Origin of the sequence: Janthinobacterium aquaticum (assembly GCF_009208565.1) — a bacterium.
Lineage (GTDB): Bacteria > Pseudomonadota > Gammaproteobacteria > Burkholderiales > Burkholderiaceae_D > Janthinobacterium.
On sequence record NZ_WFLK01000002.1, the window covers coordinates 351,382 to 369,850 of the forward strand.

The window sequence follows — 18,469 nt, forward strand, 5'->3', positions numbered from 1 at the left end:
TCGCGCCGCCATGGAACAATTTGTCCCTCAGATACTGCCTTTCCTGCTTACCATCTGGTGGCCGTTCTGCCGCATCCTGGCCATGCTGAGCGCCGCACCCGTAGTCGGCGACGGCGCCGTGCCGGTCACGGTACGCATCCTGCTGTCGCTGGTGCTGGCCATTGTGATGCTGCCAGTGATGCATGCCAGCGGTGCGGCGCAGGAGCTGACCCGCATCGATCCGTTTTCGCTGTACGCGGTGGTGGCCACGCTTGAGCAGGCGGTGATCGGCTTCGTGCTGGGGCTGGCGTTTCACTTTGCCATGTCGGTGATGTCGGTGCTTGGTTTCCTGGTGTCGAGCCAGATCGGTTTTTCCATGGCGGTGATGAACGATCCACTCAACGGCACCTCGTCGGACGTGGTATCGGGCCTGTTGACCATCATGTGCATGATCGTGTTTTTTGCCGTCGACGGCCACCTGGTGCTGAGCGGCGTGATCGGCGCCAGTTTCAAGGCCTGGCCGGTAGGACAGGGCTATGGACCGCTGCTGCTGCAGACGGTGGCCTTCAATGTGGCCTGGATTTTTGCCGCCGCCATGTTGCTGGCCCTGCCGATTGCGTTTTCCACCATGGTGGTGCAGCTGGGCTTTGGCTTTCTCAACCGCGTGGCGCCGTCGCTGAACCTGTTTTCGCTGGGGTTTTCCATGATTACCATGTTCGGCCTGCTGATGCTGGCGCAGATCGTGCGCTTTATTCCCGAGCACTACGTGGCCATGACCAACCGCGTGCTGGGCATGATCGAACAACAGATGCGGATGGCCCATGGCGGATAATTCGAGCGGCGACAAAACCGAAAAGGCCAGTGCGCAGAAACTGAAAAAGTCGCGCAAGGAAGGTCAGGTGGTGCGCTCGCGCGACCTGTCGACCGCGCTGGGCATCCTGATCAGCCTGAAACTGTTTGTGTTTCTTGTGCCCAGCTACCTGGAGTCGTTCCGCGAGCTGTTTGCGCTCTCGTTCATGCCATTGGATAGCACCGGCGCACTGGAAAACGCCATGTCGATGGCCTTTGTCACTTCGGTCGGCCTGCTGATCAAGATGGTGCTGCCGCTGTTTTGCGTGCCGCTGTTCGTGGTGCTCGGTTCGCTCCTGCCAGGCGGCTGGGTGATCAGCGCGAAAAATCTGATGCCCAAAATGGAGCGCCTGAGTCCGGCCAAGAACCTGGGCCGGCTGGTCAGCCCCAAGCATGGTTTTGAATTCGGCCTGTCGATTGCCAAGGCGGTGGTGCTGGGCATGGTGCTGGTGCATGTCAGCCGCTCCAGCCTCAGCCAATATGTCGATTTGCAGCACCGACCATTGCAGCAAGCGATGCTGGACGGTTCGGCGCTGATGCTCGACGGCCTGATGGCGCTCATTTCAGTGTTTATCCTGTTTGCGATTATCGACGTGCCGGCGCAGGCATTTTTCTTTGCGCGCAACCAGCGCATGAGCAAGCAGGAAGTCAAGGAAGAACACAAGAGCAGCGAAGGGCGTCCCGAAGTGCGCCAGCGCATCCGCCAGCTGCAGCAGCAGCTGGGCCGGCGCAGCGTGCGCAAGACCGTGCCCGACGCCGATGTGGTGATCGTCAACCCTGAGCATTATGCCGTGGCCTTGAAGTATGACCAGGACCGCGCTGAGGCGCCTTTCGTGGTGGCCAAGGGGGTCGATGAAATGGCGCTGTATATCCGCCAGGTCGCAAAAGAATTTCAGGTTGAAACGCTGGAGCTGCCGCCGCTGGCGCGCGCCATCTATAACACCAGCCAGGTGCAGCAGCAGATTCCGGTGCAGCTGTACCAGGCCGTCTCGCAGGTGCTCAATTACATCTTGCAGCTGAAAGCATTCCGTTCTGGGCAGCGCGCTGCCCAGCCATCATTACCGACCGAGGTGGTCGTGCCATCTTCTATGAGCGAGGTTGTACCGTCATGAATTTCCTGAACCGGCTGATTGCTGAAATGCGCCGTCACAAGTTCGCCACGCCGATGTTCCTGCTGGTGATACTGGCGATGATTATCCTGCCACTGCCGCCGGTGCTGCTCGATATTCTGTTTACGTTCAATATCGTGCTGGCCCTGATCGTGATTCTGGTCAGCGTGTCGGCCAAGCGGCCGCTCGACTTCTCGGTATTCCCGACGGTGATCCTGGCCACCACCATGCTGCGGCTCACGCTTAACGTCGCTTCGACGCGGGTGGTGCTGCTGCACGGCCATACCGGGGCCGATGCGGCCGGTAAGGTGATCGAGGCGTTTGGTAACGTGGTTATCGGCGGCAACTTCGTGGTCGGTATCGTGGTATTCGTGATCCTGATGATCATTAACTTTGCGGTGGTGACCAAGGGCGCCGAACGTATTTCGGAAGTCTCGGCGCGCTTTACGCTGGACGCCTTGCCGGGCAAGCAGATGGCGATCGACGCCGACCTCAATGCCGGCCTGATCAACCAGGAAAAAGCCCAGGCGCGCCGCAAGGACGTGGCGGCCGAAGCCGACTTCTACGGCGCCATGGACGGTGCTTCGAAATTCGTGCGTGGCGATGCGGTGGCCAGTATATTGATTTTGATCATCAATATGGTCGGTGGCGTGGCCATCGGCTCGCTGATGCACGACCTGTCGTTCGGCGACGCTTTCCGCCAGTATGCACTGCTGACCATTGGTGACGGCCTGGTGGCGCAGATTCCGGCGCTGCTGCTGTCGGCCGCCGCCGCCATTCTGGTCACCCGTATCAGCGACTCCGGCGACTTCGAGCAGCAGGTGGCTGGCCAGGTGCTGACCTCGCCAACGGTGCTCTTCAGCGCAGCCGGCATGATGGTGGCGCTGGCCCTGATTCCCGGCATGCCATGGCTGATGTTCATGACCTTTGCGCTGGTGCTGGCGTATGTGGCCTGGCGCCTGACCAAGCAGATCAAGAAACCCGATAACTCCAACATGGCAGCCATCGAGGCGGCCTTGCGCGAGGAGCGGCCGACCGAACTGGAGTGGCAGCAGCTGCCGGTGGTCAATCCGCTGATGGTGATGCTCGGCTACAAGCTGGTGGGCATGGTCGACAAGACTCAGGGCGAGCCGCTCAACAAGCGCGTCAAGGGCGTGCGCCAGAGCCTGTCGGAGGCGATGGGCCTGCTGTTGCCGGCCATCGGCGTGCGCGACGACCTGGCCCTGAAGCCGTCGCAATACACCATCATGTTGTCGGGCACGGTGGTGGCGCAGGCCGAAGTGCAGGCCGACCGCCTGATGGCCATTCCATCGCCCAACGTCTATGGCCAGCTCGACGGCATCCCCGGCATCGAGCCGGCCTACGGCATGGCCGTGACCTGGATCGAGCCGCAGGACAAGGCCCATGCGCTGGGCATGGGCTACCAGGTGATCGAGGCGCCCAGTGTGATTGCCACCCATCTGTCGAAGATGGTGCGCGAGTACCTGCCCGAATTGTTCCGCCATGAAGACGTGTCGCACATGATGGAGCGCTTGACCGCGCTCTCGCCCAAGCTGGCTGGTGCGCTCGACAAGGCACTCACGCCAACCCAGTTGCTGCGCGTGTTCCGCGTGCTGCTGGCGGAAAACGTGTCGTTGAAAGACATCGTGCCGATCGCCACCACCTTGCTCGATAACGCCGAGACCACCAAGGACCCGATCCTGCTGGCAGCCGAGGTGCGCTGCACGCTGCGGCGCCAGATCGTTGGCGGCCTGTTCGGCCAGAAGATGGAAATGCAGGCGTTCAACCTGGGCGGCGACCTGGAAAACATGCTGCTCGGTTCGCTCAACCAGGCGCGCCAGGCCGGCAAGGTCGCGCTCGACAACTACCCGATCGACCCGCACCTGCTGTCACAACTGCAGGTCAATATGCCGGTCGCGCGCGAACAGATGAAGCAGCAGGCCACGCCGCCATTGCTGCTGGTGCTGCCGCAGATTCGTCCGCTGCTGGCACGCTACGCGCGCCTGTTCGCGCCGGGCCTGCATGTGCTGTCGTATAACGAGATTCCCGAGAACCGGGAAGTGAGTATTATCGGGACTGTGGGTTGATTTGCGGGCGCAGCCCCGCTGGAGGCATGGTAGGTCGGATTAGCGCGCAAGCGCGTAATCCGACAACACCTGGGGCGCCAACAATGTTGTCGGATTACGGCCCTGCGGTGCCTAATCCGACCTACGTGAAATACTGTTATAACTAATCGACCTCATCAATCGGCGGCAGCAAGTCATCAACTGGCGCTTCCAGCAGCAAGACGTCGCCGCCCACCTCATCTTCGCCGTCGCCCCAGTCGTAATCCCTGGGTGCCGGCACTTCCTTCGATACCACGATCGGTTCTTCTTCCGGCTCGGCAGCCGGCGCTGCGGCTGGCTCGGAAGGGTCATGCGCCGCTTCGGCCGGCGGCCGTGTCAGCAGCAGCGCCACTTGCGCCATGGCGTGGAACAGCGGCAGGCCCAGGCTGTTGGCGGCGTTCTGCATGGCAAAGCCGCTATAGAGGCGCTGCGCATGCAGCACGCGGTTCAGGCGGCAGCGCACCAGGCGCAGGCCCGCTTGCTGCACCGCTTCGGCGATCTGCGGCAGCATGCGGCGCAGCATCACCAATGCCGCTGCCTCGTCGGCCGCCAGTTCCAGCAGCACGCCGTCGCCGGACGGTTCCATCTGGATAATGACGCGACCAAGGCCGTCGATCACCAGTTCAACCCGCAAAGCCACCTTGCCCTGGCGCCGGCGCGGCGTCTCTTCTTCTTCCTCGCCGCCAGGCAGCACGCGCAGCAGCAGCCGCTGGCCGGCCCAGCCATAAACGGCAAAGCGCCACGCTTCGCTGTCGGGCGGCAAGGGCAGGCGCACGCCGGCGCTTTGCTGCTCGGCCATAAACAGATTGCCCGGCATATGCTGGCCGCGCGCATGCTCCTGCAAGGAGGCGACCTGTTCGCCATAGGTGCGCACCATCACGCGCCACGAAGCGGCCAGCTGCGCCGCATCGGGCGGCTGCCATACCAGCTGGCGCGTGAAGAAAAGTTGGTTGACCTGCATGGCGCTGCTGTCGCGCGCCATCGCGCCGGCCCCTGCGCCGTCCGTATTGGGCTTGACCAGACCGGCCAGGCTGTCCTGCGCCTGCTGCAGCTGCGCCGGCAGCGTGCCGGCGTCGGGCGAGGGCGCCATGTACGGGCCGATCTGCACCAGCGGCATCACCACGCCCGGCGTCATCGGCGTGGCCGGGCTGACGTCGAGGCGCTGCGTAATCAGGGGCAGGGGTGTACCTGCCGATACCCGGTCTATTGCCATTGCTGCGGTTCCTGCATGGAAGAGATAAAAAAAAGCCAACTGCTTGCGCAGTTGGCTTTGGTCGAACCGACCTGAACCAGGTCAGTGCGCGATTGCTATTATTGCAGCAGGGACATAACCATCGACGACATGCTGTTGCTTTGTTTCAGCATGGCGGTACCAGCTTGCAGCAGCATTTGCGAAGCGGTCATGTTCGAGCTTTCGGTCGCGAAGTCGGTGTCCATGATACGGCCAGCAGCGCCGGCGGTGTTGGTGCTGACGTTCGACAGATTGCTGTAGACTTTATCCAGACGGTTACCAGCGGCGCCCAATGCCGAGCGCGAGGTGCCGACGGCGTCGATCGCTGCCTGCAGCTTGTCGATAGCGGCCGACGACGTTGCTGCCGAGGTCAGTTCCGTGCCTGCCGTGCTGGCAGCAGCGCCGAAGGTGTTGAAGTTGGCGGTGGCTGTCTTGATGGCACCTTGCATCGAGGTCAGTTGCGCCGACAGGTCAAAGCTCATCGTTTCGCTGGTCGAAGCGCCGATCTGGAATTGCAGATTAGCCGAGAATTTGCCGTCATTAGCGGCATTGCTGGCGGCAGCAGCATTGCTGTATGCCAGGGAGGCGGCTGCAGTGGCCTTGGCCACTTTATCGGCTTTATCGGCGTTCAGCTTGGTGTCCGTTGCGGTAACGACTGCAGCGGCGGTAGTTGCATTGGCGCCACCGGTGGCGTTTGCAGCAATTGCTGCTGCCAGCTGCGTACCGGCCGTGGCTGCCAAGTCGGCAGTACCTGTTGTTCCGGTGGTGACGATCAGGCCATCAGCAGTAGCTTTGTTCAGTGCAGCTTGCTTTTCGGCGGTTGTGGCAGCTTTGGACATCAGCTTGGCGCCAGCGAACGAGGTATTGCCCAGAACGTTGCTCAGTTCGTTGGTCAGCGTGTCGAATTCAGCTTGCATGGCTTTTTGATCGTCAACGGTCGACGAACCGTCGGCAGCTTGCGTCGCCAGGTCTTTCATGCGAACCAGGATGTTGACGGTTTCGTTCAGCGCGCCGTCGGCGGTCTGGATCATCGAAGTGGCGTTTTGGGTGTTGCGCATGGCCATCGCCATACCGCTGGTTTGAGCTTTCAGGCGGGTTGCAATTTGCAGGCCGGCAGCGTCGTCCATTGCCGTGTTGATACGGTAGCCGGTGGACAGGCGCGTCATCGAAGTCGACAGCGACTGTTGGGTTTTCGAGATCGAATTTTGTGCAGACAAGGCCGCTGCGTTAGTGTGAAGGCTCAGCATGAAAGTTACTCCAGTTGTTTGGTTGCGGTACGGAGCAGCATTTTTGCGCTCTCATATGTACAAGACGACCGTTGCTACGGACAAATTAAATTCTTAAGAGAAATTTTTTAAAATAAATTTCTTCGTGATATCGATTGTCGAGTATGGTATGTTTAACGCAATGTTTTTGGCCCTGACAACGAAAAACAGGGGGAGCGGTGAAGCGCATCCTGTGACACAAAGTCGGGATGCGTCCTGCGCGACGCTGTTCCAGATGTCTACTCCTATCCGTGCCGGGTATCTGCGGTAGCTTGGGCCGCGAGGTCAATGGCGTGCCGCGCCAGCGCAAGATTTTCATGCGCGGCGGAAAATTCCGGCTCAAGTTCCAGCGCGTGCTCATAGCAGCTAATGGCCTCCTCGAACTTGCCTAGTGATTGCCATTCATTGCCCAGGTTGCTGATCGCCTGAGGGTCTCCGGGAGCCAGCCGGACCGCCTGTAAAAGGGTTTGCAAGGCATCTTTGCCTTGAATTTGCAAGGCGGTGCCCAATACGCTCCATGCAAATCCTGAAACCGGATAACGTCTTACCAAGGCTTGCGCGGCTGTTTCCAGCTCTGCATGCTGGCCTGCCTCGAACAGGGCGATGATCTGTTCTTCTTCTGCCGGGCTGGGCGTACTACCTTGGTCAGCTATTGCCTGGCGCACGCGGTGTTGCAAGGACTGTGTCTGTGGGTCGTCATGGTCCTGTGCGACTGCGGCGGAGATCACTTCCAGCGCCTGTTGTAGCTGACCTGCTTGCAACAGGCCGTTTGCATACGAATAATGAAAGTAGCTCTCGTCGCCACTGCATTGAAGGGCTTTGCGCAGATATGGCAACGCCGCATCGTGGTAGCCCAGTTGCCCTGCGAGCAAGCCCATATTGTGGTTGGCGATGGCGTGGTCAGGTTGTACGTGAAGGATTGCCAGATACAGCGTCTCCGCTTCTTCGAGGCGCCCGGCCTGATGATGTTCCAGCGCCAGCGGCAAGGCGACATCGACCTTCACCTCATGCAATGCCTTGTGGCTGCGGGCACGTCCGACCAAGACGCTTTGCTCAGGATTTGAATCAAAGGAAATTGGCGGCAGGCCGACGCACCAGCGTTGCCACATATTGCGCAGTGCGTGATCGAGGCCGGCGGCGATCAGCGCTGGTTGCCCCATAGCGCTGTTACTGATGCGCGCGCGTGCCTGCCTGCGTATAGAGTTGAGGTGCTCTGAATTGCCTGCAAGCGCTATACCTTTTTCAATGAAATCATCTTCATCAATGGCGACGAATTCTGCCAACCCGGCTTGTAGCATGATCGTCGCGCCGACCCTGCCGGGCAGGGTCGGCGTAGTCATGGTCAGGGTAGGAACGCCCATCCATAATGCATATAAGGTGGTTGTTCCGCCGGTATAAGGAGAAGTGTCCAGACAGATGTCAACCTGTTCATGCAATTTGAGGTAAGCGGTAGTATGCGTATGACGATGGAAGTCGAGGCGGTCTCCGGCAATACCGTCATCGGCAAACCAGTTGCGCAAGGTTTCAGTAATGCCGTCTTCGGTCATGCCTGCCATCACCATCCGTGCATCAGGTAAGATACGCAGTAATTTTGCCCATCTGGCGATCACCTTCCGGCTGATTTTGCTTGGTCGGTTAAAACTCCCAAAGGTGATGTAGCCGTTTGCCAGCGCTGGTGCCGGATTGATGTCGGGCGCCTCGGCGGGTGGCAGGAACGGGGCACTGGCAGGAAGACGCACCAACTTTTCGGTAAATTGCGCATCAAACATGCCCGGTGGCGAGAAGTAGCGGTCGCTGAGGTAGTAATCCATCGCCTGCAGGCCGGTCGTCATGGGGTAACCGATCCAGCTCACCTGCAAAGGGGCGGGCTTGCCGGCCAAGGCTGACAATCGGTTGCCTCCGGTATGTCCTGACAGATCAATCAGGATATCGATGCTGTCACTGATGATCAGCTTGTTGAATTCTTCATCGGTCAGTCTCTCCACTTGCTGCCAGCTGGGGACCATTTTTTTTAGCTGCCTGCTTGATGCATCATCATGCAGGCTGTTGGCATATACCCTCAGTTCCAGACCTGGGGCATGGCGCAGATGCTCGAATATCGGTGTGATAAAACTGGCAACGACATGATTGTACAGATCGGCCGAGACGAATCCTATGCGCAGGCGGCGCTGGGAATCGCGAACATTGTCATGTTGTCGCCAGATGGCACGTTGCGGTTGTTCAAATTGCTCCGCATAGCGAAGATGTTCCGAAAACACAGCCTCAGGCGCAATCTGCTCGCTGTGAGCCAGTGAAAACAGCAGATTGCTGTAGATGTGCTTCCAGTCCGGGTTGACCTGCAGAGCCAGGCGACATTGCTCTATGACCTCTTCATTGCGGCCGAGCTTGAAAAGAACCGAGGTAATGTTGGTACGCGCCTGCAGATGGGCAGGATTGTGTTCGATGGCGCGCCTGGTATAGTCCAGCGATTCGTCCAGTCTGCCCAGGCCCAGCAAGCACACGCCCATGTTGGACAAGGCATCGGCGAAATTCGGTTCGATTGCAAGCGCGCGCACAAAGCTCTGTTGCGCCAGCTCGATGTGACCCTGATTTTGCAGGATCGATCCGATATTGTTGTGGGCGATGGCGCTGTCGGGCAGCAGTTCCAACATCCGTTGATAGGCAGCCAAAGCTTGCTCGAGCTCGCCTGCCGCCTGCAGCGCTGCACCAAGATTGCAGGCAATTGTGGCGTCATCCCTGACCAACAATGAGGCAGCGCGGTAGTGGGTAGCCGCCTCATCATATTGCCCGCGATCGAGCAGCAGCGCTGCATAATCTTTCAATGCATGGAAATGGTCGGGCTTGAGCTCGATTGCCAGCCGAAATGCTGCTTCAGCATCGTCCGTTTTATCACTCAGACACAAGGTGTAGCCGATGGTATAGTGAACCTGCGCGTCTCTGGGCAAGGTTGCCTGCATTTTGCGATAGTCGGCAAGCGCCGCCGATATGATCTCGTCAACCTGGTGTATGCCTGACGTCGTCGGTGCTGTTTGAATAGATGTGTGCATTGCGTATCGAACTTAGTTTAACTGCGAAAAGAACGCAGTGATTATGACGGATGGTAAGATAAGAAAGTCATTGTTTTCATTAAGGGATTCATCGCCGGGCAGGCGCGTGGAATGATCAGCGTCGCCTGTGCGGTTGTTGACTAGTACAGCTTAGTGCCATTGGCGCGATGAAATGGCTAAGGCAGGCTTCAGATACATAAATGACTGTGCTGAAGGAAAAAAACGGTTGATACCGAGTGAAGTCAAGTCGCGGGGCTTAATGAGGCGCGCTGGGGCTATTCCTGGTCGGACCTTTTAGCCAGGAACGATAACGGCGACCCATGTTGCCGGTTTGCCCACTGTCCGTTACCCAGCCAGCTCTGCCGAGATGGATTGATGCGCAGCAGGTTCACACAGTAAAAAGATGCTCGAGCATAAATCCGGGTACTGTTGGCCCAATTGGTAGCAGCCATCAAGATAAGCCTTGGAGATAATCTCGGTCTTCAGCAACTGGTCCCATTGAAAGTTGGCCAGTGCCTTGAAAAATATGCCTGATCGATGAATGACCTTCAGCCCGGCCTGTATTGCATCGCGTTCCAGCGTGTCGAGCGCGTAGGTTCGGCGGTGGCCATGCTCGGCCTCAGCCGGCGTAACCGCAGCATTGTGGGTGATAAGGCCCATTTTGACGGCAATCTGGCGCGATGGAGCATGGGCATTGGGGCAGACCAGGAACAGACGTCCCCCTTCGGCCAGCCATTCGCGATTGATGCGTTGAAGAACTGCATCCGGATCGTCCAGATGTTCGAGGACATGAGTCAGTATGATATTGTCATAGCGCTTAGGCAAGGTGACGTTTTCAAACGTAGAGTGAATCAGTTGCACCTGAGCGTCAAAGCGGCGTTGTGCCTCCGTTAAAGCCTCGTCGGATGCCTCTACACAGGTGATGTCGCTGAAATACGGCAGGAAGCGCTGCGTGAAGTCGCCTTTGTAACTACCTAGTTCAAGCAGGCTGCCTGGACGGAAAAAAGGTTCGAACGAGCGTATCATGTATGGGTGCATGACATCGATGTCGAAACCGTACGAGTACTTTTCGTTCGCCTCGTTGGTGGAATCGTCGAGTTCCCGATTGTAGTTTCTTTGAATATTCATGAGGGTATCCTTGTATGGGCAGCAGGCGAAGGGGCGTGCACATCTTGCTCTTGTTCACAAAGCCGAGCCAGGCCAAATCCGCTGCGGCCGAACTCATTGCCGTTGTATAGCATGTAGATCGCGCCACCGAGTTCAAACGTATGCGGGTAGCATTGCATCTGTGAATCCCAACCTTCTGCTGCTATGTCAATCCCTGCAAGACTGTCGTCGCGGTGCCAGGCAATCATGTCATCGGACCAAGCGTAGCCAATGCGATAGGCGCTGTTGCTGTCGGTTCTGAAACCGTAGGCTTGTCGATAGCAGAAATACATGTGATAGCGGCCATGACGCTCAAAAATGGTGGGCAGTGCCTGGCACTCATCCTGATTCAGGCGATCTGCGATGATCGGCTTGCCATCGCGTTGCCAGTGTATGCCGTCACTTGAAGTGGCGTGGGCAATTTTGTAGACGCGATCGGGCGCTTCGTCAGGATGGAATTTTTTCCACGCGGTGCCAAATATATACCACATGTGGTATGTCCCGTCATGTATCACGACATAGGCGTCGGCCACCAGAAAGGGCTCATGCAGGGAGGCCGACATGACCGGTCCGGTGCCATATTTCTCGAACGTCAGGCCATTGTCTTGGCTGATCGCCAATCCGATGCTGGCGTCAACCGACACTGATACCTTGCGGTTCCAGCCGGTGGTGTAGGCCAGCACACGATTGCCGTCTTGCACCATATTGACCGGAAAGATGCCATGCTCGTCGAAGCAGCCGAGGCCACCAAGCGCAATCACGGTATCGGTGGATACGCCGATGATCGTGTGCAGATCCAATGCGATATCGACAAACGCTACATGGCTCAGGTATTTGCCAGTATGGTCACGCTTTCGGGTAGAAAAATAAATGCGCAGGCGGTCATGCAGCAGCAGCGTTTGCGGCGACTGTGCAAAGTCTGTACATTCCAAAGGCAAGACATGATCGGCGGGATCGAACAGCTTGCCCAGTTTTTTCCATTTCATAGTGCACTCCAGTCTTGCGGTGCGCGTAGTCTGGCCAGGCCCATTCCCGCGCGGCCCATTTCATTTCCTTGATAAATCATGTAGGTAGTGCCGTCTACTTCAAATACATGTGGATAATTGACCATTTCCGAATCCCAGCCCGTGGAAGAAACGTGCATGCCAGCCATTTCATCATCACGCTTCCAGTGCAGCATATCGACCGAGCTGGCGTAGCCTATGCGATAGCCGCCCTGGCGGCTTTTGTAGTCGTGGATATCGCGATAGGAGAAAAACATATGATATTTACCATCGCGGAAAATGACGTCAGGGCAGGCCTGGCATTCATGGGATCCCAATTTATCCTCGATCAGGTCTAGGCCATGTTTGATCCAGTCGATGCCGTTATCCGAGGTGGCCATGCGAATTTTGTAAATCGGTTCGGGCAGGCCGTCAGTCTCACGCCATTCTTTTCCAGCCACATACCACATTTGCCATTGCTGGCCATATTTGCGCACTCGCGGGCTGCCTTGGAGGAACGGTTCGTCGTGACTGTAGCCGAGTACCGGCCCGGCGCCCATGCGCTGAAATGTATCGCCGTTATCGGCGCTGACAGCGATACCGATGGCGGCATTGAAGCGTACCGATTCGCAACGGGTCCAGCCGCCGTAATACACTCGTACCTGTTCGCCATGACGGATGACCGTCAGCGGATTGATGCCGAATTCGTCGAACGTGCCATAGTCGCCCAGCGCGAGAGGCGGAGCCTGGCAGATATGGGTTATTTGCAGCAGGTTGTTGCGATCCAGGTCTATATATGACATGTAGCTCAGATATTGGCCGTCCACCGGCGCTGGCCTGGAGCAGAAGTAGACGCGTATCCGATCATCGTCAACCAGCACCGTTGGCGACTGGGCAAAATCGTGCATCCAGCTGCCATGTTCCAGATCCTTGGGGTCGAACAGCTTCCCCAATTTTTCCCATTCAAACATTTCTTTGTCCTTTGCCAAATTTCGTCATCAACTTCATGACGAATCAGTCGTGCAGGCGCCTGAGCACTCTTGAACCTGTTTTCAGGCCGCCATAATAATAGTCGTTAAATCCTGCTGCCTCCATCAGGTCGAACACCGGCTGCATGTCATATGGCACACGGTGCAGAGTGAAACGGCCATCGGCATATAGCGCGAAAGCGGCGCGTGGATCGCCATCTCTCGGCTGCCCTACCGAGCCAGGATTGCAGTAGCTCTTGTCACCGTAGATTTCCAGTCTTTGCACATGCGTATGGCCCGAGACAAACGCCTTGCCCTCGACCTGGTCGAAATATTCCGCGCTGGGCTTCAGATATTCATCGATGGGGTCTCCCCAGCCTCCATGCACTATGCGCACTTCGCCTGCCTGTAACTGTACGGGCAAGGTCTTGAGCCAGGCGAGATTGTCCGCGCTGATAACCTTGCGTTGGTAGGCCAGGCAATCATTGACGCTGCGTGAACGCGTGCAAAAACCACCGCCAGCCATATACCAGTCATGGTTGCCCATGACGCAGGCGATGGCGCGCTCGCGTAACAGGTCGCAACACTCATTGACCTGGCTGTAATAGCCAACCACATCGCCCGCGCAGCAGATGTCGGTCACGCCGAGGCGATCTATTTCCGCCATTACCGCCTTCAATGCTTCAAAGTTGCCATGAATGTCAGAAATGAACGCGGTCGTCATAAAAAATATGCTCCTCTATATAGCGCACCGCATGGCCGCGTCGTATTGCAGGCGGCGTTGGAATTTTGCCTGACAGATAGAAATCGACTGCCATGGCACTTTCGTTGTAGCCGAATGCAGTGCGTATCGAGGTCGACGACGAGATACGGGGGTTAATTTCCAGCAGTTTGACGCCGTCGGCGCAGGTCCTGAACTGGAAATTGGTCGGACCAATGGGCAGATAATGCTGACATAGCCTTTCCAATGTTTCACGGAACTGAGCTGCATCGACGACCTCCGCCTTGTCGGTAAATCCGTCTTTCGACAACTTCCTGCGCAAGGTGATGCTGGCATGGTAGCCGCCGTTGCCGTCGCAGAAAGCTGATGTTGTAAATTCGTTGTCATCGTTACCCACGATCGGCTGCGCCATCAGGCGAAGACCGATATCATGTCGATGGCGCTCGAACGTTGCGGCACTGTCCACCCTGACGATCCCCTTGGAGCCGAAACCGCGGCGTGGCTTGAGCAGGAAAGGCAGGCCGTAAGCGGCCACGAGCGCTTCATAAGAATTGTCGAGGCTGCTGTCGATGATGCACGGCATGCCGGCCGCCATCAGCGATGTATAGAAGGCCCATTTGTCCTGGCATAGTGCGACCAGTTCCGGCCGGTTCATAACCACGCGCGCACCATGTCGTTCAATCAGCGCAAGACTGGCCGACCAGCTGTGCAGATCGATTTCGATGCCTGGGATAATCAGATCGATCTGGTGCCTGCTGATGGTTGCACACAGCCAGTTGAGATAGCCGGACGTGCTGGTAGCGGGGGCGAGTTTGAATATGTCGCAAAATGCGGGTGCGACCGAGTCGGTATACATGGAACTGCCAATTAGGTGCAGTGTCGGGTCGGCCTTGCGCAGTGAGCGCAGGATGCCATAGCCTACGATGCCACTGGCTCCGGAAACCAGAATTTTCTTCATTGCATGGACTTTCTGTAAGCTGCCTCTTTTGCCATACCCAATTCCAAGGAGATGCGCGGATACTGCCTCAGCAGGCGAAACAGTGTATCGTCAGCCGGGCAGATATTGTCGGCAATATCAGGCTGCTGCGGCATAAAAACCATCTGGCTCCTGCTGCCGAACGCCTTGGCGGCCGCCGCGATGATGTCGGAAAAGCGCACTGGCTGCAACTGGGCGCAGTCATGGCTGCCGGTAATTTTCAGTCGAATGGCCGCGGCGGTCAGTTCGGCCACGTCGTCGAGATGAATAAAGTTACGGCGTGCATCGTTGCTGCCGTAGATCGTCACGTTTTCGTTATTGGCTACCTTGTCGATGATCGTGTACAGGAATGGCTGATGCTTGCGGCAGGCCGGGCCGGTGCCATAAAACTGCGATGGCCGGATGACGGTCAGCGCCAGTCCTGTCTGTTCGCTGTAAAGCCCGATCAGCTCTTCCGCATGGCGCTTCGACAGGGAGTAGGGCGTGTAGAACGGCGACTGTGCCGTCAGATGTGCGTAAATGCTCGATATTTGCACCATGTGGCTGATCGATAAGGTAGTGCATAGCTGGCATAGCCTGAGCGGGCCAAGGACGTTGGTCTGCTCGATCTGATACATGGACCTTGCCGCATCGCCAGTTCCGAAGCTGGCTGCCGTATTGATGAGCACGTCGATACCGCGCGGTATCGCACCTGCATCGATCTCGCCATTCAGGTCGAGCCGAACGTCGCAGCCGCTGCGTCCTGCCGTCATTACTTCGGCGAACTGCGACAGCACGGGCACAAGTGCATGCGCCAGTGTGGAATTGCCGCCAACGATCAATATGCGCATCGACATAATCTCCGTGCTGACGTTGATAGAAAATCAACCCTGTACGACATGGACTTCGTCGAGTCGATGCGACAATTGCATGAACAGTGCACTGCCCATGACAAACGCCGTTGCAATGCGGTCGCGGTAGCGTCCGATGAACTCGTCGCCGGCGCGTTGCGGCCCATTACCATACGGCCAGATATAGTCATCGACAATGATCCAGCCACCTGCGTGGACCAGGCCTGACCAGCAGGCCAGGTCCGCGCTGGCTGCAGCATAGGTGTGGTTGCCGTCGATATGCAATATCGCGATGCTGCCCTGGTAGCAGGTTGTGCCAAATGCGTCGGTATGTACCTCGCGCTGCTGCCGATAGTGCCGGGCCCCCGATTCCGACGGCAGGCGCAGATAATTGACATGGTCATGGCTGTAAGGCAATAAATTCATTTCGAAGACCGTCAAGGCTTCGCTTGCATCGAATTGTGCCGATACCTGATCAACCAGGCCGGTTGCGTCGTTCTGTACCAGGTGAGCGTTCGACCAGGGGTCAACGCATAAAAGTTTTCCAATCTGATGGCAACGCGCCAGCCATGCCAGCAAAAAAGCAGATTTGCCCCACCAACTGCCGATTTCGACAATGTCGCCATCGACAGCATGACGCGCGATTTCACACAGCGCAAACATTTTTTCACGGTCGCACATGCCAGGAATGAGTTCGGCGTGTCGAAACAGCGCCGCCAGCTGCAGACTGCTGGCAGATGACCGGGCCGGTTTAGCCGCACCAATTGCCAATGGCTGTTCTAACCATGTGGCGACCTGCGACTGCGCTCTCCGGTAGAGAGTCAGTTCGGCGTCCGCTGGTGAGGCATTGAGCAGCGCCACGCCGGGAGCCAGTGTCTGCAGGGTGCGGTGCAGATGATCCCAGATCACAGGATTGGGCGTGTAAATTCCTGTGACGCTTTGATCGTCGATCAATGCCTGCAAAGCGGCATCGAAGCTGGCATCGGTCACGTAAGGCAGATACGCCCACGCAGCGTATTGTTGGCGTGTGGGATCGTGCGCCAGCGACGACGCCCCCAACACAGGCTTGCCATCTGCCTGGCATTGCTGTAGAAACTCCAGCGATTTTGGCATGCCGCCTGGAAAAACCAAAATTTTGCCTTTGGCAAGGCTATCTATTTTTTGCATAATAGGTTCAGAATAGGAAGCTGGTCATCAAAATCGAGCCGTATGATCATTATGATGGCTTACAGCAGTTCATAATTGTTTCTGATGGCTGAACGCACCTGCGCTATCGGATTGAACATAAGGACATCGATCAGCGATAGCCAAGGTACGAAAGGCGCTTCAAATTGCTCGTAAGTCAGCTCTTTCGAACGGATGAAGCGCAGTTCGATATTCTTGTGCAGGAAGTCTGCTTTCGAATACAGCGACTGGCCTCCTATCGCATTGATATAAGTCCGTGCTCCGACTGCCTGGCAGATGGCAAGCACCTTGTGCTGGCCTTTGAGCGTGTGATCGATATCGATCGCCGACGATATTTGTATCGGCGTAGAGAGGCCAAGATGGGCGCAGGTCTCTTTCAGGCTGTAATGCAGGAATGTGAACAAATTGCTGGTGTCATGCGACAGTGCAGCCTCAAGCAGTGGCATGGTGAGTTTGAAGTAGGGGGCCTTGCGATACGCACCGTCCAGTTGCGCCAGCAATTTGTTCGGCTTGAAATCAGCGGCAAATTCTCGTTCGCGCACATCTAGGGTGTCGCTGTCTTTTTGCAAGGGCAATGAAATAAAGGCATCGTTACCATTGAGTAAGATACGATTGCGATTGATCCATCCTTTTTTTGTGTACTGGATGTTGTCATACAGGACAAACAGATCGACCGCGGCGATTAACTGGAAATAGCCAATGTAGGGAAAAAAATATGGCTGCATGATGGCAATTTTCATGTCCCAGCTGTCCTGTCTGCCGATGGTGTCCCATGGCAGGCCACGCTGGCGATCAGGTCGGTAATCATGTCGACCTGTTCGAACGTCAGTGCAGGATACTGCGGCAGGCAGATGACCTGGTCGGCAATCTGGCGTGCCACAGGCAAGTTCGCAGGCGCCGATGAGGCCAGTCCACGGTACATGGGGAAGTCGCTGATCAGGGGATAGAAGTAGCGCCGGGCGAAGATATTATTCTCACGCAGATACTGGAACAACTGATCGCGACTAATCGGGAAGTCCGGTTTGACCAGGATGGGAAAGTAGGCGTGATTAGTCTTGCCGGCCGACTGCGCATGGCATTGGATGCCTTTAAGGCCCGATAGTTTTTGCCGGTAATAGGCGTCTACCATTTGCCGGCGCTGCAATGCCTGATCTATGCCCTTCAATTGCAAAAGACCGAATGCCGCGTTTATCTCGCTCATTTTCCCATTGATACCAGGCGCAACAACGGACGTTTCGCTGACGATGCCGAAATTTTTCAGATGATCGATGCGTTGCTTTGTTTTTGCATCGGGACAAACGATGGCGCCGCCCTCAAACGTATTGAAGACCTTGGTTGCGTGAAAGCTCAACACGGAAAGATCGCCATGATTGAGGACGCTGGCGCCATTGTGCTGAACCCCAAACGCATGGGCTGCATCGTAAATGATTTTAAGGCCGTAGTTGTCGGCAATACGCTCAATGCCGTCCACATCGCATGGCAGCCCGTAACAATGTACCGGCATGATGGCGGTGGTCTGAGGCGTTATGGCCGCCTCGATCTTGTCGGTATCGAGGTTGAAGGTGAGCGGATCGATATCCACAAACACCGGGCGGATACCGTTCCATACCAGGGAGTGGGCGGTTGCGACAAAGGAGTAGGGGGTAGTAATGACTTCGCCCGTAATGCGCAATGCCTGCAATGCGGTAATGAGCGCCAGAGTGCCATTAGTAAACAGGCAAATATGCTTGACGCCAAGATAGTCACATAAGGCCTGTTCCAGTTCATGGTGGAATGGGCCGGTATTAGTCAGGATCTTGTTTTCCCATATCTTTTCCAGATAAGGAATAAAGTCTTCCAAGGGTGGAAGCAGTGGCTGAGTTACATATAGCGCATTGGCCGGTTTGGCCGGTGGCGTCGGTGCCGACATGGTTGTACCTATTGAAGTATTATTTCCTGATGCTCACTGCACTGACATTTGCCCAGTGAAACAGTGTGACTCCGATTCAATGTGCGGCGCGTGCCGATAGCGATTGTAACCGCTGGCGACAGACCTCACTGAGTTTCCTTGAGGAATTTTTCTTTTTCCTGTGCGA

15 protein-coding genes are annotated in these 18,469 nt (G+C 56.8%); 3 read left to right on the forward strand and 12 right to left on the reverse strand.

Going from position 1 to position 18,469, the window contains the following annotated elements; all coding sequences use genetic code 11:
* Positions 1-10 precede the first annotated feature (10 nt).
* From GCM43_RS04485 to GCM43_RS04495, 3 genes are read left to right on the forward strand one after another with little or no spacing between them, the layout of a single operon-like run.
* Complete coding sequence (locus GCM43_RS04485; protein ID WP_152242310.1) at positions 11-811, forward strand: flagellar biosynthetic protein FliR; 801 nt, start codon at positions 11-13, stop codon at positions 809-811.
* Positions 801-1,940, forward strand: coding sequence for an EscU/YscU/HrcU family type III secretion system export apparatus switch protein (locus GCM43_RS04490; protein ID WP_152242311.1), 1,140 nt, complete (start codon positions 801-803; stop codon positions 1,938-1,940). Before GCM43_RS04485 ends, GCM43_RS04490 begins: the two co-directional genes overlap by 11 nt.
* On the forward strand, positions 1,937-4,024 hold the full coding sequence (locus tag GCM43_RS04495; protein WP_152242312.1) for a flagellar biosynthesis protein FlhA: 2,088 nt from the start codon (positions 1,937-1,939) through the stop codon (positions 4,022-4,024). The genes GCM43_RS04490 and GCM43_RS04495 overlap by 4 nt, the downstream gene beginning before the upstream one ends.
* Before the next feature lie 142 nt (positions 4,025-4,166).
* On the opposite strand, the gene GCM43_RS04500 is transcribed toward GCM43_RS04495, so the two are convergent.
* The 12 genes from GCM43_RS04500 to GCM43_RS04555 form a co-directional block, all read right to left on the reverse strand.
* Positions 4,167-5,255 (reverse strand): hypothetical protein, encoded by a 1,089-nt coding sequence (locus GCM43_RS04500; RefSeq protein ID WP_152242313.1) that lies wholly within the window; start codon positions 5,253-5,255, stop codon positions 4,167-4,169.
* A 98-nt stretch (positions 5,256-5,353) separates the two neighbouring features.
* A complete protein-coding gene (locus tag GCM43_RS04505) occupies positions 5,354-6,490 on the reverse strand; it encodes a flagellin N-terminal helical domain-containing protein (protein WP_413770924.1) in 1,137 nt (378 codons plus the stop codon).
* Positions 6,491-6,783: 293 nt separating this feature from the next.
* The gene (locus GCM43_RS04510; RefSeq protein ID WP_152242315.1) at positions 6,784-9,585 is read right to left on the reverse strand and encodes a tetratricopeptide repeat protein; all 2,802 of its coding nucleotides are present in this window, start codon (positions 9,583-9,585) and stop codon (positions 6,784-6,786) included.
* Between the two features lie 345 nt (positions 9,586-9,930).
* Positions 9,931-10,713, reverse strand: a complete 783-nt coding sequence (locus GCM43_RS04515) for a class I SAM-dependent methyltransferase (protein WP_152242316.1) — start codon at positions 10,711-10,713, stop codon at positions 9,931-9,933.
* Entirely contained in the window at positions 10,710-11,717 is a 1,008-nt protein-coding gene (locus tag GCM43_RS04520; protein ID WP_152242317.1) for a glycoside hydrolase family protein, read from the reverse strand. Before GCM43_RS04520 ends, GCM43_RS04515 begins: the two co-directional genes overlap by 4 nt.
* Entirely contained in the window at positions 11,714-12,685 is a 972-nt protein-coding gene (locus tag GCM43_RS04525; protein WP_152242318.1) for a glycoside hydrolase family protein, read from the reverse strand. Before GCM43_RS04525 ends, GCM43_RS04520 begins: the two co-directional genes overlap by 4 nt.
* A gap of 43 nt (positions 12,686-12,728) precedes the next feature.
* Positions 12,729-13,406 (reverse strand): metallophosphoesterase family protein, encoded by a 678-nt coding sequence (locus GCM43_RS04530; RefSeq protein WP_152242319.1) that lies wholly within the window; start codon positions 13,404-13,406, stop codon positions 12,729-12,731.
* Positions 13,384-14,361 carry an ATP-grasp domain-containing protein gene (locus tag GCM43_RS04535; protein ID WP_152242320.1) on the reverse strand — a complete coding sequence of 326 codons (978 nt, stop codon included), beginning with the start codon at positions 14,359-14,361 and terminating at the stop codon, positions 13,384-13,386. Before GCM43_RS04535 ends, GCM43_RS04530 begins: the two co-directional genes overlap by 23 nt.
* On the reverse strand, positions 14,358-15,209 hold the full coding sequence (locus GCM43_RS04540) for an NAD-dependent epimerase/dehydratase family protein (protein WP_193315535.1): 852 nt from the start codon (positions 15,207-15,209) through the stop codon (positions 14,358-14,360). The genes GCM43_RS04535 and GCM43_RS04540 overlap by 4 nt, the downstream gene beginning before the upstream one ends.
* Positions 15,210-15,242: 33 nt before the next feature.
* Positions 15,243-16,376 carry a class I SAM-dependent methyltransferase gene (locus GCM43_RS04545; protein ID WP_152242322.1) on the reverse strand — a complete coding sequence of 378 codons (1,134 nt, stop codon included), beginning with the start codon at positions 16,374-16,376 and terminating at the stop codon, positions 15,243-15,245.
* 59 nt (positions 16,377-16,435) lie between these two features.
* Positions 16,436-17,134: a WbqC family protein gene (locus GCM43_RS04550; protein WP_152242323.1), complete on the reverse strand. Its 699-nt coding sequence runs from the start codon at positions 17,132-17,134 to the stop codon at positions 16,436-16,438.
* Positions 17,131-18,303, reverse strand: a complete 1,173-nt coding sequence (locus tag GCM43_RS04555) for a DegT/DnrJ/EryC1/StrS family aminotransferase (RefSeq protein ID WP_152242324.1) — start codon at positions 18,301-18,303, stop codon at positions 17,131-17,133. Before GCM43_RS04555 ends, GCM43_RS04550 begins: the two co-directional genes overlap by 4 nt.
* Positions 18,304-18,469: the final 166 nt, after the last annotated feature.

What these genes read in the sequence shown, in the direction of transcription:
- GCM43_RS04485 (WP_152242310.1), top strand. Translation starts at nt 11, where the DNA reads ATGGAACAATTTGTCCCTCAGATACTGCCTTTCCTGCTTACCATCTGG.
- GCM43_RS04490 (WP_152242311.1), top strand. Translation starts at nt 801, where the DNA reads ATGGCGGATAATTCGAGCGGCGACAAAACCGAAAAGGCCAGTGCGCAG.
- GCM43_RS04495 (WP_152242312.1), top strand. Translation starts at nt 1,937, where the DNA reads ATGAATTTCCTGAACCGGCTGATTGCTGAAATGCGCCGTCACAAGTTC.
- GCM43_RS04500 (WP_152242313.1), bottom strand. Translation starts at nt 5,255, where the DNA reads ATGGCAATAGACCGGGTATCGGCAGGTACACCCCTGCCCCTGATTACG.
- GCM43_RS04510 (WP_152242315.1), bottom strand. Translation starts at nt 9,585, where the DNA reads ATGCACACATCTATTCAAACAGCACCGACGACGTCAGGCATACACCAG.
- GCM43_RS04515 (WP_152242316.1), bottom strand. Translation starts at nt 10,713, where the DNA reads ATGAATATTCAAAGAAACTACAATCGGGAACTCGACGATTCCACCAAC.
- GCM43_RS04520 (WP_152242317.1), bottom strand. Translation starts at nt 11,717, where the DNA reads ATGAAATGGAAAAAACTGGGCAAGCTGTTCGATCCCGCCGATCATGTC.
- GCM43_RS04525 (WP_152242318.1), bottom strand. Translation starts at nt 12,685, where the DNA reads ATGTTTGAATGGGAAAAATTGGGGAAGCTGTTCGACCCCAAGGATCTG.
- GCM43_RS04530 (WP_152242319.1), bottom strand. Translation starts at nt 13,406, where the DNA reads ATGACGACCGCGTTCATTTCTGACATTCATGGCAACTTTGAAGCATTG.
- GCM43_RS04535 (WP_152242320.1), bottom strand. Translation starts at nt 14,361, where the DNA reads ATGAAGAAAATTCTGGTTTCCGGAGCCAGTGGCATCGTAGGCTATGGC.
- GCM43_RS04540 (WP_193315535.1), bottom strand. Translation starts at nt 15,209, where the DNA reads ATGCGCATATTGATCGTTGGCGGCAATTCCACACTGGCGCATGCACTT.
- GCM43_RS04545 (WP_152242322.1), bottom strand. Translation starts at nt 16,376, where the DNA reads ATGCAAAAAATAGATAGCCTTGCCAAAGGCAAAATTTTGGTTTTTCCA.
- GCM43_RS04550 (WP_152242323.1), bottom strand. Translation starts at nt 17,134, where the DNA reads ATGAAAATTGCCATCATGCAGCCATATTTTTTTCCCTACATTGGCTAT.
- GCM43_RS04555 (WP_152242324.1), bottom strand. Translation starts at nt 18,303, where the DNA reads ATGTCGGCACCGACGCCACCGGCCAAACCGGCCAATGCGCTATATGTA.